Source organism: Paenibacillus medicaginis (genome assembly GCF_042138635.1).
GTDB classification, from domain to species: Bacteria; Bacillota; Bacilli; order Paenibacillales; family Paenibacillaceae; genus Paenibacillus; species Paenibacillus medicaginis.
Map to the genome: position 1 here is coordinate 12,535 of NZ_JBHIRY010000040.1, position 14,806 is coordinate 27,340.

A 14,806-nucleotide genomic window follows, 5' to 3' on the forward strand; every position below is an offset into this window, starting at 1 on the left:
GTATATTTATAAACGGAACAGTGATCCGATTATGTGGAGCACTGCTCTAGTTAGAATAACACATCTGCGTGAAAGGAGAAAACGATAAATGTCTACAAACACAATGAAGGCGATTCGGCAGCACGAATTTGGCGGACCTGAGGTACTGCGTTACGAGGAGGCACCGCTTCCCGAACTGAAACCGGGTGAGGTGCTTGTCCGTGTGCACGCGGTTGGCATCAATCCCCCTGACTGGTACCTGCGCGACGGGTATAAGTCGCTTCCACCTGAGTGGCAGCCGCACGTACCCTTTCCTGTCATTCTGGGGTCGGACGTATCGGGCGTCGTCGAGGCGGTAGCCACGGATGTGCAGGGCTTCTCCGTCGGTGATGAAGTGTTCGGCATGGTTCGCTTTCCGAGCATGGGGGAGAGCGCTGCTTATGCGGAGTACGTCGCCGCGCCAGCGTCAGACCTTGCACTCAAGCCAGCTGGCATCGATCACGTACAAGCTGCAGCGGCGCCGATGGCAGGCCTCACCGCGTGGCAGTTCCTGATTGAGCTGGGGCACAATGAACCGAACCCGCTTCAACCGGAGATGCATCGCCCGGTGCCACTTAACGGCAAGACGGTGCTCGTTAACGGTGCCGCGGGCGGCGTGGGGCACTTAGCCGTGCAACTGGCTAAATGGAAGGGGGCGCATGTCATCGCGGTGGCATCAGGCAAGCATGAGTCGTTCCTGCGCGAGCTCGGTGCCGATGAATTCATCGACTACACCAAGAGCTCCCCCGAGGACGTCGTGCATGACGTTGATCTCGTCCTCGATACCCTCGGTGGTCCTACCACCGGTCGTTTCTTGCGCACGCTCAACCGTGGCGGCGCTTTGTTCCCGGTGTTCTTAGGCTTTTCCAACGCCGAGGAGGCCGCGAAGCTGGGCGTCACGGTCTCGATGACCCAGGTACGCTCGAACGGCTTGCAGCTGGCGGAATTCGGGCGCTTGCTTGATGCCGGGACGGTTCGTGTCGCCATCGACAGCACGTTTCCACTTGCCGATGCTCGCAAGGCGCACGAACGAGCCGCCCATGGGCATATCCAAGGCAAGATCGTGCTTACTGTCGTGTGAGGACGACAGCTCGAATGATCATCGCACTTCTCGTGGAACGTTGCAAAACCTTGCGACGTTCCACGAGCCGATGAGCGAGGACCACGAATGAGCTTTGAAGAAGTTTTCCAATTTAATCAAACAAAAAAGGATGAACAAGAATGATTGTACTCATAGGTTACCTTCATCTGAATCCGTCTGATGTGAATGAGTTCACTGCAGATGTTCAGGCTGTTGCTTCGAGCACGAGAGCTGAAAAGGGGTGCCTCTTTTATGCCGTTGCCTGGGAAGATGCGCGCGCTGGACGCATGCTGATCGTCGAGCGGTGGCAAGATCAAGAATCACTGACGGCCCATCTTGAAGCGCAGAAGACGGCGCCGTTTTTACAGAAGTGGGGAAACAGGATGGAAATCGACGTTCTAAAATACGATGCCTCGAATGAACGCTCGTTCATGGAGTAAAAGAGGTTTGTCGCTTACTCTCAAAGACTATTTATCCGAAAATATAAACCCAACTTGGGAATACTGAAGTACATTGAATGCATAGCACAAAATGGGTATAATAAGATTAAAATATGGCTATGCAAGGGGTTGGGCATAATGATAATTAAGCCGTCGGCCAGTATTCGGCAAAACTATAATGAAATCGCTGATTTATGTAAAACTTCCGGGGAGCCGGTTTACTTGACGAAGAACGGTGAAGGAGATCTCGTAGTGATGGACCTGGAAGCATTCTCCCGCCGTGAGAAGATGCTGAAGCTGCGTGAAGAATTGCTGGCTGTTCAAGAGGATCGCATAGCGGGACGCGCTGGCATAACGCTGGACGAACTGGATACGTATTTGGATGGCATTATTGATGAGGCCGAGCATGGAAAAAGCACCTCAATATAAGGTAGTCGTTTCCGATCGAGCCCGTCAAATGCTGGCGAGTCATATACGCTTTCTTGCCGAGAAGAGCCCTGAAGCTGCACGCAATACGAAGAACGAATTGCTTCAGCCGATGCGCTCATTGGCACGGATGCCGGAACGCTATCCTTTTCTGGATGCAGAGTTCATAACTCCAAACAAGTATCACAAGATGTTTGTGGAGAAATGGTATCTGGTGTTGTATCAGATACAGGATGAGATGGTGTATGTGGATCACATTGTAGATTGCAGGCAGGATTATCGCTGGTTGGTACGATAGCAACTCTATAAATCGGGAGAAGGCGCTGAGCGAATCAGCGTCTATTTTGCTGTTCCAGGAGCCCCCCTTCCAAAGTGCCTGGAACACATCGGCTCGACTTCGAAAATCACTCGCTAATTTCCGTATAGTTTTTTGTGTGTGAGAAAGTAGGGCGTTAGCGTGTCATGCCCTTGATTAATCGTGGTGTGAAAATGTCGGATGCATCTCCATCCGGTGCAGGTTAATGATCATGTTGCCTCTTTTAAGAATATCCAAACCGATGAGGCCGTTAATGTGATCAATATTTTCGTGAAGAACGCCAAAATCAATGAAAGGATTATTCATGATAAAGCCCCCAAGTTGGACTTGTTCGATTTGTTTACGGAATGAGTATTCTTCACCGCCGATTCCAAAGCTGCGCACAAGTCTATCTCCATTTTCATAATGAATTCCAATTTGCGCTACGATATCAGAAGAGAGAAGGGTGTGCGCCGCTCCAGTATCAATGACTAAGCGATCGATTGTCAGGTTATGTCCTTTATAGCGGATGGTTATGGAGGTCTGCAGCAAATCATCAATATATTTTATTTGCATATTAACGACTCCTATAAAGGGCGGATTTTCTCAACTCGATTGCAATTTTTTCTTGACCCGTATGGTAGACAATATTGTTGTTTTTGCATTTTAAGAGCTCCTTGGTAGCTTCAGTGGGGTCCTGAATGGCTCGCACAAGAGCAACCTCGTCAACGTATTGAATGTTATCTTCCAAATGGGAATCAAGGATTTCAAGTAGGACGTATTGGTCGGGATAAATCGTACGAACCTCTTGCCATTGCATTATGGTCACATCCTCTAGAAATTTTCCGTTCAAGCATACATGATCCATTATACCTACCATTTGAACGAAATGCACTTTTAAGCTTGATAATCTCGGAGAACGTTAGAATTAAGTTCAGGGCGGTTGGCAAAATCCATCACGCGGACAACGGCAACGTAAAGAAGGGCAACTTTGGTCTCTTTGTTCTTGCATATTTTGTAATAGAGAATGCTATAATAATAACAGCAAGTCAGAAGAATTTGAGCTTTAAGATGCATGGATCGTTCAGAGATGATTAGGAGAAATGCGAATGGGACACCAAATCTTATTGGATCTTTTGCAAGAAGAAATGAAGATGGGACTTAAGGGTGGTCTGTATCATCAGACCCAAATTAAGCTTGCCTATAACTCTAATCGGATTGAAGGCAGTCGTCTATCAGAGGAGCAGACCCGATATATTTTTGAAACCAATACGATTAATATAGAGCCTGAAGAAACAGCGAGTGTTGACGATATTGTTGAGACGGTAAACCACTTCTCCTGCTTCGACTATATGTTGACTCATGCACGGGAAAATTTGTCCGAAGAAATGATCACGGAGTTTCACCGTATTTTAAAAAGAAGCACCTCCGATGAAAGAAAAGAATGGTTCCGGGTTGGTGACTATAAGACCAGGCCCAATGTGGTAGGAGACATGAAAACCACTGCTCCGGGAGAAGTGGCGAGAGCTATGACCAAACTGTTGGCCTCGTACCACCAAAAACCAAGCATATCACTGGGAGATATTGTAGACTTCCATCATGAGTTTGAGAGTATTCATCCTTTTCAGGATGGCAATGGTCGTGTAAGCAGGATCATTATGTTCAAAGAGTGTCTGAAAAAATAATATACTTCCATTTATCATTGACCATGAGCATAGGTTATTTTATTACCGTGGACTTCAGGAATACCGTTTGGAAAAAGGATATTTGATGGATACCTGTCTGTCGGCACAGGATAGATATGAAACGAAGGTTGCTTATTTCTTTCCGGAATTGAAGCATGAATCAGAGTCTCATCCGGGTATAGACCAGTCGCTGTAGAACACTGTTGGCTGTGGCTAGCCGAGGAATAGGTTGATTGCATATTTTATTAGCGTGACCCGGCCGTAGACGTAACGTCTACGGCTATTCATCGATGGAATTTTCGACAAAGCTGTACCATGCATTTTCGATACATATCTTTAATTCATAAAACAACGACAAATTGCAACATAAACCACCATAATCCGTGTTGCTAGTGCTTACCGCTTGTCTAAGCATAGCAGTGGCCTATATGATAGAAGTATTCACCTACAAATCCGAACGGAGGAAGAGCAGTCATGGATTTGATCAAGGGGCTTTCGGAGCAGTCGCTGCGAAGTATACCTGAAATGAAGTATGTTACGGTAGACAATGTCGTGCGTTATCGGGCGATTATGCGTTTTTTCTATCAGGAATATAAAAGGTTAAGGTACTGGCTCAGGCCGGAGGATGTATATGCAGCGCTGGTGACATGGAAGGTATGGCCGGACTATACGCTCGATATGTGTCAGCATGATTTGGATCAGCTGGTAGAGTGGCAGAACGTAGCTGCACGCCACGATGGCGGCCGTTCGACGACGCTTGAGGAGTATTTGAAGAAGAAAATGCAATATTCGTTGCGTCCCTACTCCATCGAAATTGAAAGACTGCTGGAAACACTGGAGAAAGTTACAGGTTTCGGGGGCTCGCTTGAGGCATCCTTGTTTGATACGATCGCGGAAAAATTGTTCGAAATCCGCCGTGAAGGGGGCGAAATGGCTCCTGAGGCAGCGCTTGAGCTGTGGAACGAGTTATATCGGTCCTTTGTCAGCTTGCATGAGAATGCGGCCGATTATATTGCCAGCCTGCAGACCGCCCGTGCGGAAGAGATGATGGTGGCGGAAGCGTTTCTGATCTTTAAGGAGAAGTTAACCGATTATTTGCAAAATTTTGTGCAGGCGCTTCAACGTAGTGCTTATAAAATTGAAGGAAATCTGCTGCAGCTGAATGATACGCTGCGGGAGCTGTTTTTGGAACGTGTGGCGGACGGGGAGTTGAACAAGCCGCGTGTCGAGGACGTGCCGGACAAGGAAGCGCTGCTGGAAGAGCTTCGTCAGGGCTGGCTGAATATCCGGCGCTGGTTCCTGGGAGAAGGGAACATGCCGAGTGAATTGACACTGCTGGAGCGGGCGACGAAGGATGCGATTGCCCGTATTGTGCGCAGCGCGATTCGCATTCAGGAACGCAAGCGCTCCGGCTTGAGCCGGAAGAAGGAGCTGGAGCATCTGGCTCGCTGGTTTGCTGATGCAGAGTCGATGGACGATGCACACCGTCTGGCTGCTTTTGCCTTCGGCTTATTCCCGACCCGGCACCTGCAGGGAGAAGACTTGCGCGATTCAGATCGGGCAGACATGTCCTCATGGGAGGAACGGCCGATGGTGTGCACGCTGCGCTCACGCAGCCGCAAGCGGGGAGAGCGTCACCAATCCGAGCCTGTCAAAGATAATGAGGAGCGGAAGCAGCGCGAGAAGGAAGCCTTCCGGCTGCGGCAAGCAGAAGAATGGGCCATGATTGAATCCATGCTGCAGAAGGGCAGTGTCAGCATTTCGGAGCTGGGTGAGATATCGGCCAAAGAACGGCTGCGGCTGCTGCAATGGATCGGAAGATGTATCACGGCAGGGACATCGCATTCTTTTGTGACGCCAGAGGGGGTCCGCATTCAAATGAGCAACCCCAGAACTTTGGAACGCACGGTGTTACAAGCGGAAGACGGAGAACTGGAGATCGCCAACTATGAGCTTCATTTCACACTTATGGAGACAGGGCAAGAGGCGGCTGCAACCAGGGAAGAAAGGGAGGACACCTAGATGGCTGCCGGAGCGGTGAAAAGAGCGAGCAGAAGAGAGCGGAATGCGGAGTTTATGCAGGAGCGCAAGCGGGCTTGTATGCATGCGTTGTTGAATCGGCCGTGGATCACGAAGGAGCATGACCCGGATTTGTATTTTTTGATCAGGGATCATTACAAGGAATTGCGGGACTGGTTTATGGATAAAGCGGGTTTTCCGCTCATTTTGACGAGAACGATTGCCAAGCTGGACAAGACACCGGTAAAGGCTTTTCCATGGATGGGGTTCGCGGAGTTTCGGGAGCGGCGGGACTATATATTTTTTACCTATGGACTCTGGTATTTGGAAGGCAAGACGGAGCTGGATCAGTTTTTGCTGACAGATATTGTGGAGGAAATTCGCGAGCAGATGCTGGGTGCGGGTATGGATGCGGATTGGCGGAATTATTATGACCGCTTGTCGATGGCCAGAGCGTTGAAAAAGCTTCGTTCCCTGGGCGTGCTGTACAGTGTGGACGGAGATGAAAGCAATTGGGCGCAGGACGGGGAACGTAATGTGCTGTATGAATGCTCGCCGACGGCGAGGTATGTGCTGCGGCGGTTTCCGCGTGATTTGACGGAATGTTCACGGCTCGAGGAGCTGGAAGATCCGATTCCGTATGCGGATACACAGGATGGCCAGTCGATGCGATGGAGACATCGCGTGTACCGACGGCTGCTGCTGGAGCCGGTGGTCGCGGATCGGCATTGGGATGAGGACGATTTGAATTATGTGCTCTGGCAAAGAAGGACGATTATTGATCAATTGGAAAAAACGTTGGGCTGGGCGGGCAGACGGTACCGGGAAGGGCTCATTTTTTTTCATCCGGAGCTGACCAGTGAAGCTGATCTGTTTCCAACGTTGTCGTTTGCATCGGATGTGGCGGTGCTGGTTGCTGGCGAGATACGCAAGCAATTAACGGACGAAAACGGACTGAGCACAGAGGATAATGGAAGTGTCAGAATGACGAGGGCTGAGCTGGAGACGCTGCTGTATCGGTTACAGTCCAGTCATAAAGAGTACTGGAGCAAGGAATACCGGGAATCTGCTTCGCAGGATTTGGCGCAATTGTGTATGAAGCATCTGGCGGAGTGGGGGCTTGGAGAGTGGGAGAACGAAAACAGCTTTCTGATCTCTCCTGTCCTGGGGAGATGGGAAGCGGTGTACGATCTGTAGGAATTACGAATTACTAGGTAGGGAAATTTGGAGATATTCAGGGAGGGAACCAAATGCAGGAGTCGGTGACAAGCCGCCCGGAGAATGGGGAACCAACAAGCAGTGTGGCTACAGGTATACAAATGGCGGACGGAGCGAAGCGGGAGAACCGGGGCCATGAGACGAACCGCTGGAAAATGAACCGTGTAGGTATTCTGAATTTCTGGTATTACGATGAGGAAGAGTTTCAGTTGGAGGACGGCCGCCTTATTCTGCGCGGGTCCAACGGCTCCGGGAAATCGGTGACGATGCAAAGCTTTCTGCCGCTTGTGCTGGATGGCGACAAACGTGCGCACAGGCTTGATCCGTTTGGCTCCCGTGACCGCCGGATTGAATATTATTTGCTGGGTGAGGATGACAACGGCAAAGGCAAAACCGATTCGACAGGGTACTTATGGATGGAATTTCAGCATAGTGCCACCGGTGCTTACAAAACGATCGGGATCGGTCTGAGAGCGCGCAGAAATGCGGCGCAGGTGCAGTTTTGGGGTTTTGTGCTTGAGGACGGACGGCGGGTTGGCCGGGATTTCTGGCTGTATGACCGTCATCAATGGCTGGAGGAGGGTGTACGTCTGCCGCTTGACCGCAAAGAGCTGGAGGCGAAAATTTCTTCCGGCGGACAGGTTGTGTTGGATCAGAAATCTTATCAGGATCTGGTGAACAAACAGATCTTCGGTTTTGCGGATGTTGAGGCGTTTCAGGATTTGCTGCAATTAATGATTCAACTGCGCAGTCCGAAGCTGTCCAAGGATTTTAAACCGACCGCGATATACGATATTCTGCACCAGGCGCTGCCGCCGCTGATGGAGGATGAGCTGAGACCGTTGTCGGAAGTGCTGGAGGATATGGACCAGATGACCGACCGGCTGGACGAGATTCGGCGGCATCATGGCGAGCTGGTGAAGCTGCAGGAAAGATACGATCTTTATAATAAGCACGTACTGTTCGGGAAGTCGGAGGACATGCTGGATGCGTACGCTACTTATGAAGAGACGGCAGCGAGGGTGAAGGCGTCTGCTTCGGCTCTGGAGCAGGCGGAGCAGGAGAAAGCACTTGCGGAACAGGAACGGGGCAATGTGCAGAACAGGCTGCAGGAAATCACGGTTGAGCGTGAGGTGCTGGGGACACATGAGGCGATCGGCAAGCAGAAGGAATATGAAGCAGCCGCCAAAGCGCTTGAGGATACGGAAAAACAGTTGGAGCGATCAAAAGATAAAGCTTTAAAAGCCCGCATGAAAAAAGAGAGGCTGGAGCGGGAGGGCGAGGATACCGCTTACAAGAGAGACACCGCTGAGCAAGAGCAGCAGGACATGTTGAATGACCTGGAAGCGATGGCAGGCGATATGGAGTTCATGGAACATACGGTATATCACCGCTACTGGTCACAGGGGGTACCGGAGGACGAGCGGTGGCGCGAGGCCTGGCGCGGCGATATCCGGTTGCACCGGGGACGGCTGGAGGCGGCCTTGGCCAAAGCTGTCCAGGAACGGGAAGCAGGCGTGATGGCCAAAGAGCGGGAATTGGAGCTGGGTGAAGCCAGCCGGGTCCGGGATGAAGCAGAGCGTGAACGCGGGGACTGTGAGAAACGACTGGATGAGGCAAAGGAACAATTGAAGGATGAGATTTTGGCCTGGCGGGATGGCTTGTCACAGCTTCAATATGATGATGAGGCGGTGCGGGAGTCGTTTGTGGCGATCCGGGAATACGGCACGGAGAACACTTCAATGGAGGCGATGCGTGCGCCATTACTGCAGCGTTATGCAGCAGGACGCGACTCTATCGTGGAAAAGCGGCTCGGAGTGGAAAAGCAGCGGGATACGCTGCTTGCACAGCGGGAGCAATTGCAAGAGGAGAAACAGGGCTGGGAGCAAAGCCGCGAGCCCGAGCCTGCCCGGAGTGAAGCGAGGGCTAAATACCGGAGCGGGCAAGCACAAGCCGGCGCTCCCCTTTATGCGGTGTGTGACTTCCGTTCCGACGTGGATGATATAACACGTGCAAAAGTGGAGCAAGCGCTCGAACGGGCCGGCTTGCTGGATGCCTGGATTTCACCGGACGGGCGCTTGGGGCAATGCGGCAGCGATGAGGAAGAGACATGGCTCTTGCCTAATCCGCTTGAGTTTGGTTATACACTTGCCGATATACTGACTGCGAATCTGGCAGAAGACAGTGGTCTAGAAACGGAAACGGTTGAAGCTGTACTGAAAAGTTTTCTGTGGGACGAAGACGGGGGACTGCTAGGTGAACAGGATTGGAGCAGCGTTGTGGCGGCAGACGGCTCATATCGTCTGGGACCGCTTGCTGGCAAGACGAGTGTCAAGCCACGTGCCGAGTTCATCGGCAAGGAAACACGCAAGCGTACCCGCCTGCTGGAGATAACGAGATTGACGGAGGCTATTGCGGCGGTTGATGTTGAACTGGCAGCGGTGGAACAGCAGCTTGCAAGGCTGCGGGAAGCCGAAGGGCTGCTGGCGGCTGAAAGAGACTGCTATCCGAACGGGCAGGCGCTTGCGGGCAGGCTGCGGGAACTGCAGGAGACCGAGTATCGCTTGAAGGCTGCGCTATCACAGGAGGAACGGGCGCTTGAGCGATACAAGGCCAAGTCGGAGGAGTGGCGCATGCTGCAGCGCGAGCTTGTTGATTTGACCGCAGGCTGGTCGAGGCTGAAGAGGGAGAAAGAACTGGCGGATGCAGTAAACATCGTCAGGGACTATGAAGCCGTGATATCAGAGATCTATTCTGCATGGCGCCGCTACAGGGACGCTAATATAGCCTGGAATCGGCTGCAGGGAGAACTCGAATCGGTAGAGATGGAGCTGGAAGACGAAGAAGCGTTGACGGATGAGCTGGATGAACGGAGAAGAGACGAGCGGGCCAAGACAGAAATGCTGCGGCGCCTTATTGAAGAGCTGGGTCTGGCGGATATTGCGCGGCAATTGGAGGAGCTGCGGAACGAGTATAATGTGCTGCAGCAGCGTTTGAAGGAACAGGAAAAACGGCTGGATGAAGCGAAGGATAAGGCTTCCCGTGCTGAAGCGCAGCTTGTTTTGCTGAATGAGCAGGCTGAGCAATTGCGAAGCAAGCTGCAGATTGTGTTGGATCAGTTGATGAAGGAGCTGCGCCGGGGACTGGTAGCGGAATGGAGCGATGAGGCTCATGCGCTGCCGGAACAGGCGGATGCGGCTAAAGTCCAGGGCATAGCCAAGGATATTCGCCGCAGGTATGAATCTTTGTTTGCGGGCCGCAATAGCGAGAATATTACGAACCGGCTGCTGGAGCAGTTCACCACCGCAAGAATGCTGCTTACCGAGTATGTGCTGCAGACCGAGCTGGATGAGGATACGGGACGAATTTTGGTGCTGTCCATGCGCAATCCTTACCAGCCTTTGCAGCCGCAGGTGCTGATTAACGAGCTGGCAGAGCAGGAAGAAGAGCAGAGCGCGTTGCTGACAAAGCGGGATCGAGAGTTGTATGAGGAAATTATTTTGCGAAGTGTAGGCAAAGCCATCCGGCAAAGAATTCATCGTGCCGAACAGTGGGTACGGGAAATGAACAGGCTTATGGAGGAACGTGATACCTCCAGCGGGCTGCAGTTGAAGCTGGAGTGGCAGCCAAAGCCTGCGGCGGGAGAGCAGCAGTTGGATGTGCACGATCTGGTTGAATTGTTGAAAAGGGATTCGCACCGGCTGCGCGAGGATCAGATTGAAGCGATGATTCAGCATTTTCGTGTAAAAGTGGCGGGAGCCAAGCAATCAGCCCAGGAGGAGCAGGAGTCTCTGCGTGAGCACCTGTACCGGGCGCTGGATTACCGGAATTGGTTCCAATTTGAATTGAAATACAAGAAAGGCATGCAAGCGGGTTATCGTCCGTTGACAGATGCGCGTTTTAACGTATTAAGCGGTGGTGAAAAAGCGATGGCCATGTATATCCCGCTGTTTGCGGCTACATGGTCCCGATACTCTGATGCACGGCAGGATGCGCCACGTCTGATTTCCCTTGATGAAGCCTTTGCCGGTGTGGATGAGGAAAACATGAGAGACATGTTTAAGCTGCTGACGGATATGGGCTTTGATTACATGATGACCTCTCAAGTGCTGTGGGGATGCTATGATACGGTTCCGCGGCTGGCCATTTATGAGATTTACCGGCCCAAGGATGTGGATTTTGTGACCTTGTTCCGTTACCGCTGGAACGGTAAACGGAAAGAATATGTGGAGGATCGTCAAGAGCCATGAGCAGTGAGCAAATGGGGCAGTTCCATGATGACAGCAGCTCCGACAACAGGCTTGAGCAGGCGGATAGAGCCAGAGTTTATTTTTCGCGGCCAGGTTTTTCGATGATGCTGGAAGCGATCTGGAAACGGTATGCAAGTTTGGAGAAAGCAGCGGGGCATGCGGTCATTCGTAATGCCACCAGTGAGGAATGTGACGTGATCAATTCATTTATGGGATGGTTTAAGCAGCCGGGGACGGACATTCGTGTTCCGTTACAGGAGTTTGAACAGGAACTGATGAGCTCGCCTTTTCCGTTCAGCATTCCTGAGCTTCACACCGTGCTGGTCGGTACTCCTTTGTTAACGAATTCTGATCGCAAGCTGCTTGCCGAGCAAGATTGGCTGCTGCTGTTCTATAATATGGAACAGCAGCATGAGCGGCAAGGTGGGCAGCTTCCTGTGGTGCTGAAGGAGTGGCTGACCGGGTTGCAGAATGGGACGGCTGAAGGTTACAGGACCTTGCGTGATATGTGGCGGACTCAGGCAGAGGCCGCTGAACGGGAGTTATTGATTACCGTGCGGGCGTGGAGCTTGCTGCTTTCGCTGCAGCGTGACGATCAGCAGCTTCAAGTGAGTGTCAACAGTGCGGTTCGCCTGCCGGTGTTGGCTGCACAGGTTGCTGGTAATCCGCATGCATTGGATCGGAATATGCCGGCAGGACGACTTTTAGTTCAGGCATTGCTTTTTGCAGGAAAAGGGAGTCGGGCACATGTTGAACAAGAAACGGAAGAAGAAAGTGGTTCTGAAATTCTGTTCGGCATCGATAGCTTGTCGATAAGGGATATGTACCGTAAAGCCGGTATATTGGATGATGATATTTCGTCTTTGGTTCATGTGTATTATCCATGGGATCGGGGAGCTGCGGGGCCGCAGGTGATGACTTTAAGACAGGTGGATGTGGCTAAACAGTTGAGGCCCGTAAACGACATCTATGTTGTGGAAAATCCGGCGGTATTCTCAACTTTGGTTGATTTAACGGAAACGGAGGTGGCAGGGAGCGGGGCAACGGCATCTGATTGCGGGCAAGGTCCTCTCCTGTTATGCACTAGCGGTCCGGCAAGCGCCGCTGCACTACGTCTGCTTGACCGATATGTTGAAGAAGATTGGCAAGGGACAATCTATTATTCCGGTGACTTCGATATCAAGGGGGTCCAGATGGGAAATGTACTGGCTGCCAGATATGCGGCGTTTTTTGCACCATGGCATTTTAACGGGGAAAGCTATAAGAAATGCAACTGTAAAATTAATCAAGAAGGCGTTATGTTCACAAATGAGGAACGTGCAGCATTAATAAAGATGCAGCCAGCTTGGGACAAAGAGCTTTGTTTTTGGATGGCCGATACGGGACGGAAGTTGTTCCAGGAAGAATTCATCAATGAATTAATTCGGGATTGGAGCGATGATGTTGAAGCCAGATGAAATCTTGCAGCATGAAAACAAAATTTTTGCCAAGTTGAAAGAAGCTGAATTCGAAGTATGAAGGGTTGTTTGCTAAAGGAAAGGTACATTGTTCCTGTTATTATTGCCGGGTTAAGACGAGGTATCTGGGGCCGCCCAAATCTGATCTTATACGGATGGAACAGATGGACGGCCTGTATGGCTTGGAATAGCCATTCCCAACTTTATGATAGCTCGGCCGTAGATTGACGTCTACGGCTATTTTTATTCGGACTTTTCGATCAGCGCTACCAGCCCGTCACAGATTCATACTCTTCCAAAGCGCCTGAAACGCACCGGACTCGACCTCGAAAAAAACCGGGTCATTGCCATAGCGCACCAGCCCCTGGCCGAACAGCGTCAGTTCTACTCGCGTATGGTCCTCAAGCTTCAGGTAGATGATTTTGCGGTTCTCGTCATCGTAGATTCCTTGATCGATCAATGGGTCAGCCGCCAACGGTTTGGCATCCTGAAGGGCTGCCAAGAAACCAGCGAGCGACTCGTCATTAGCCAGTGGTGCATACTGCTTCAGGCCGTTGTTCCAGCTCTCGAAGCTTTCCCACTCGGCCGAGGCGATCCGGCCTTCCAGATGCAGCTTGCCAAGCAGATCGGCTCCGCTGCTCACAGTGATGCCATTGGTATGCTCGAACAGCTCGGCATAGACTTGGCCGTCGATCTCGGTGTAGGACATGATGCGGAAGCTCGAATCATATCCTTTTACGGCATAGATGTCCGTTTCGCCGATGTTGGAGGCCAGCTCGGTGTACTTGTCATTTCCACTCAGTTCATCAATGCCGCCTGTTGTCCGTCCGAGCTTGTCACCGCGCAGTGCGGTGGCATCGGCTGCGTCAATGCGGGTTGCCGCCTGGGTATAAATATTGCCTTGATAGACGACCAGGGGGACCATACTCGTTTTGACACCGGAGCTCTTATCCGGCAGCTCCAGCTTGGGAATGACGACACTGTCGGGTGAGCTTGCGGCAGGTGTATTCGGAGTCACCTTGGCCACCTCGGTGCCCGGCGATGTCGGAGCGCTCCCTTGCTTCCAGAAGCTGGACGCCGTCACACCGATACCGGCAGCGAGTACGATACTGGCAGCGATATAGACCGTTTTGCGCGGATGCTTCCGTTCTTGCCCTTGCTGCAGCTCCTGCAGCCTGTTTTCCATTCGTTTTTTCATCGCTTCATTTGTTGTCATCGTATCCACCGCTTTCTTATATTTGGTCCGGAATTGCTCTTCATTCATTGCGGTTCTGCTCCTTCCAGATTCAGTTTTAACAGCTGTCGTCCCCGTTGGAGTCTCATCTTCACCGCAGACTCGCTGATGCGCAAGATATTGCTGATCTCTTGAACCCGATAGTCCTCGTAATAATACAGATGAATGACCGTCTTATACTTTACGGGCAGTGCCATCACAAGCTGAAGCAGTTCCCAATCCTCGGAAGCGTCAGCCGTAACCGGCTCAGCTCCTTCCAGTTTGATCTCCCGCTTGCGCCAGCCCCTGCCCAGCATAGTTTTGCAATGATTGGTGATCACCCGGATCAACCAGGCTTTTTGATGCTCGGCATCCTTGAACTCAGGTGCTTTTTCCATTAGTTTGATGAAGGTATCTTGAATGGCTTCTTTCGCATCCTCGCGGCTGCCCAGATGAACCATGGCAATCCGGAACAGCATGCTGGCGTAAGTTTCATAGCTCTTCATCACATGATTTCCCGGCCGGGTCATGGATCGCTGCATGGTTGTTTCTGCCTCCTTTACCGATAACACAGTTATGGACGGCAATCGGTCACATTTTGTTAAGCTATAAATAAGCATATTTAATGGACGGGGTGGTAATTTTTCAGGAAGTGGTTATTATAGTATTACGATTATGTTGCAAACACCTTTAAAGTAGAGGAA

Annotated in this window: 13 protein-coding genes; 9 read left to right on the plus strand and 4 right to left on the minus strand. The window is 51.4% G+C overall.

What is annotated here, in order from left to right; translation table 11 throughout:
* Positions 1–88: 88 nt before the first annotated feature.
* The 4 genes from ACE5LO_RS24855 to ACE5LO_RS24870 all read left to right on the plus strand — a co-directional run bounded on the left by ACE5LO_RS24855 (position 89) and on the right by ACE5LO_RS24870 (position 2,263).
* Positions 89–1,099, plus strand: a complete 1,011-nt coding sequence (locus ACE5LO_RS24855; protein WP_375522619.1) for an NADP-dependent oxidoreductase — start codon at positions 89–91, stop codon at positions 1,097–1,099.
* Between the two features lie 140 nt (positions 1,100–1,239).
* Entirely contained in the window at positions 1,240–1,539 is a 300-nt protein-coding gene (locus ACE5LO_RS24860; RefSeq protein WP_375522620.1) for a putative quinol monooxygenase, read from the plus strand.
* 138 nt (positions 1,540–1,677) lie between these two features.
* The gene (locus ACE5LO_RS24865) at positions 1,678–1,968 is read left to right on the plus strand and encodes a type II toxin-antitoxin system Phd/YefM family antitoxin (RefSeq protein WP_375522621.1); all 291 of its coding nucleotides are present in this window, start codon (positions 1,678–1,680) and stop codon (positions 1,966–1,968) included.
* Positions 1,946–2,263, plus strand: a complete 318-nt coding sequence (locus ACE5LO_RS24870) for a type II toxin-antitoxin system RelE/ParE family toxin (protein WP_375522622.1) — start codon at positions 1,946–1,948, stop codon at positions 2,261–2,263. The genes ACE5LO_RS24865 and ACE5LO_RS24870 overlap by 23 nt, the downstream gene beginning before the upstream one ends.
* A 174-nt stretch (positions 2,264–2,437) precedes the next feature.
* Here the strand turns inward: ACE5LO_RS24870 and ACE5LO_RS24875 are convergent, their stop codons facing one another.
* Together ACE5LO_RS24875 and ACE5LO_RS24880 are read right to left on the minus strand one after the other, a co-directional pair.
* Complete coding sequence (locus tag ACE5LO_RS24875; RefSeq protein ID WP_375522623.1) at positions 2,438–2,836, minus strand: retropepsin-like aspartic protease; 399 nt, start codon at positions 2,834–2,836, stop codon at positions 2,438–2,440.
* Between the two features lies 1 nt (position 2,837).
* Positions 2,838–3,080 (minus strand): hypothetical protein, encoded by a 243-nt coding sequence (locus tag ACE5LO_RS24880; protein WP_375522624.1) that lies wholly within the window; start codon positions 3,078–3,080, stop codon positions 2,838–2,840.
* A 289-nt stretch (positions 3,081–3,369) separates the two neighbouring features.
* On the opposite strand from ACE5LO_RS24880, the gene ACE5LO_RS24885 reads away from it, so the two are divergent.
* The 5 genes from ACE5LO_RS24885 (at position 3,370) to ACE5LO_RS24905 (ending at position 12,889) form a co-directional block, all read left to right on the plus strand.
* Positions 3,370–3,945: a Fic family protein gene (locus ACE5LO_RS24885; RefSeq protein WP_375522625.1), complete on the plus strand. Its 576-nt coding sequence runs from the start codon at positions 3,370–3,372 to the stop codon at positions 3,943–3,945.
* 474 nt (positions 3,946–4,419) lie between these two features.
* Positions 4,420–5,967: a TIGR02677 family protein gene (locus tag ACE5LO_RS24890; protein ID WP_375522626.1), complete on the plus strand. Its 1,548-nt coding sequence runs from the start codon at positions 4,420–4,422 to the stop codon at positions 5,965–5,967.
* Positions 5,968–7,161 (plus strand): TIGR02678 family protein, encoded by a 1,194-nt coding sequence (locus tag ACE5LO_RS24895; protein WP_375522627.1) that lies wholly within the window; start codon positions 5,968–5,970, stop codon positions 7,159–7,161. It begins immediately after the preceding gene.
* A 53-nt stretch (positions 7,162–7,214) separates the two neighbouring features.
* Positions 7,215–11,432: a TIGR02680 family protein gene (locus tag ACE5LO_RS24900; RefSeq protein ID WP_375522628.1), complete on the plus strand. Its 4,218-nt coding sequence runs from the start codon at positions 7,215–7,217 to the stop codon at positions 11,430–11,432.
* Positions 11,429–12,889, plus strand: a complete 1,461-nt coding sequence (locus ACE5LO_RS24905; protein WP_375522629.1) for a TIGR02679 domain-containing protein — start codon at positions 11,429–11,431, stop codon at positions 12,887–12,889. Before ACE5LO_RS24900 ends, ACE5LO_RS24905 begins: the two co-directional genes overlap by 4 nt.
* A 277-nt stretch (positions 12,890–13,166) precedes the next feature.
* Here the strand turns inward: ACE5LO_RS24905 and ACE5LO_RS24910 are convergent, their stop codons facing one another.
* Both ACE5LO_RS24910 and ACE5LO_RS24915 read right to left on the minus strand, forming a co-directional pair.
* A complete protein-coding gene (locus ACE5LO_RS24910) occupies positions 13,167–14,153 on the minus strand; it encodes a hypothetical protein (protein WP_375522630.1) in 987 nt (328 codons plus the stop codon).
* On the minus strand, positions 14,150–14,644 hold the full coding sequence (locus tag ACE5LO_RS24915) for an RNA polymerase sigma factor (protein ID WP_375522631.1): 495 nt from the start codon (positions 14,642–14,644) through the stop codon (positions 14,150–14,152). Before ACE5LO_RS24915 ends, ACE5LO_RS24910 begins: the two co-directional genes overlap by 4 nt.
* Positions 14,645–14,806: the final 162 nt, after the last annotated feature.

Bases quoted from the DNA above. Each gene is read 5' to 3' on its own strand.
- ACE5LO_RS24885 (WP_375522625.1), top strand. From the start codon at position 3,370: ATGGGACACCAAATCTTATTGGATCTTTTGCAAGAAGAAATGAAGATG.
- ACE5LO_RS24905 (WP_375522629.1), top strand. From the start codon at position 11,429: ATGAGCAGTGAGCAAATGGGGCAGTTCCATGATGACAGCAGCTCCGAC.
- ACE5LO_RS24900 (WP_375522628.1), top strand. From the start codon at position 7,215: ATGCAGGAGTCGGTGACAAGCCGCCCGGAGAATGGGGAACCAACAAGC.
- ACE5LO_RS24855 (WP_375522619.1), top strand. From the start codon at position 89: ATGTCTACAAACACAATGAAGGCGATTCGGCAGCACGAATTTGGCGGA.
- ACE5LO_RS24860 (WP_375522620.1), top strand. From the start codon at position 1,240: ATGATTGTACTCATAGGTTACCTTCATCTGAATCCGTCTGATGTGAAT.
- ACE5LO_RS24895 (WP_375522627.1), top strand. From the start codon at position 5,968: ATGGCTGCCGGAGCGGTGAAAAGAGCGAGCAGAAGAGAGCGGAATGCG.
- ACE5LO_RS24870 (WP_375522622.1), top strand. From the start codon at position 1,946: ATGGAAAAAGCACCTCAATATAAGGTAGTCGTTTCCGATCGAGCCCGT.
- ACE5LO_RS24865 (WP_375522621.1), top strand. From the start codon at position 1,678: ATGATAATTAAGCCGTCGGCCAGTATTCGGCAAAACTATAATGAAATC.
- ACE5LO_RS24910 (WP_375522630.1), bottom strand. From the start codon at position 14,153: ATGAATGAAGAGCAATTCCGGACCAAATATAAGAAAGCGGTGGATACG.
- ACE5LO_RS24915 (WP_375522631.1), bottom strand. From the start codon at position 14,644: ATGCAGCGATCCATGACCCGGCCGGGAAATCATGTGATGAAGAGCTAT.
- ACE5LO_RS24890 (WP_375522626.1), top strand. From the start codon at position 4,420: ATGGATTTGATCAAGGGGCTTTCGGAGCAGTCGCTGCGAAGTATACCT.
- ACE5LO_RS24875 (WP_375522623.1), bottom strand. From the start codon at position 2,836: ATGCAAATAAAATATATTGATGATTTGCTGCAGACCTCCATAACCATC.
- ACE5LO_RS24880 (WP_375522624.1), bottom strand. From the start codon at position 3,080: ATGCAATGGCAAGAGGTTCGTACGATTTATCCCGACCAATACGTCCTA.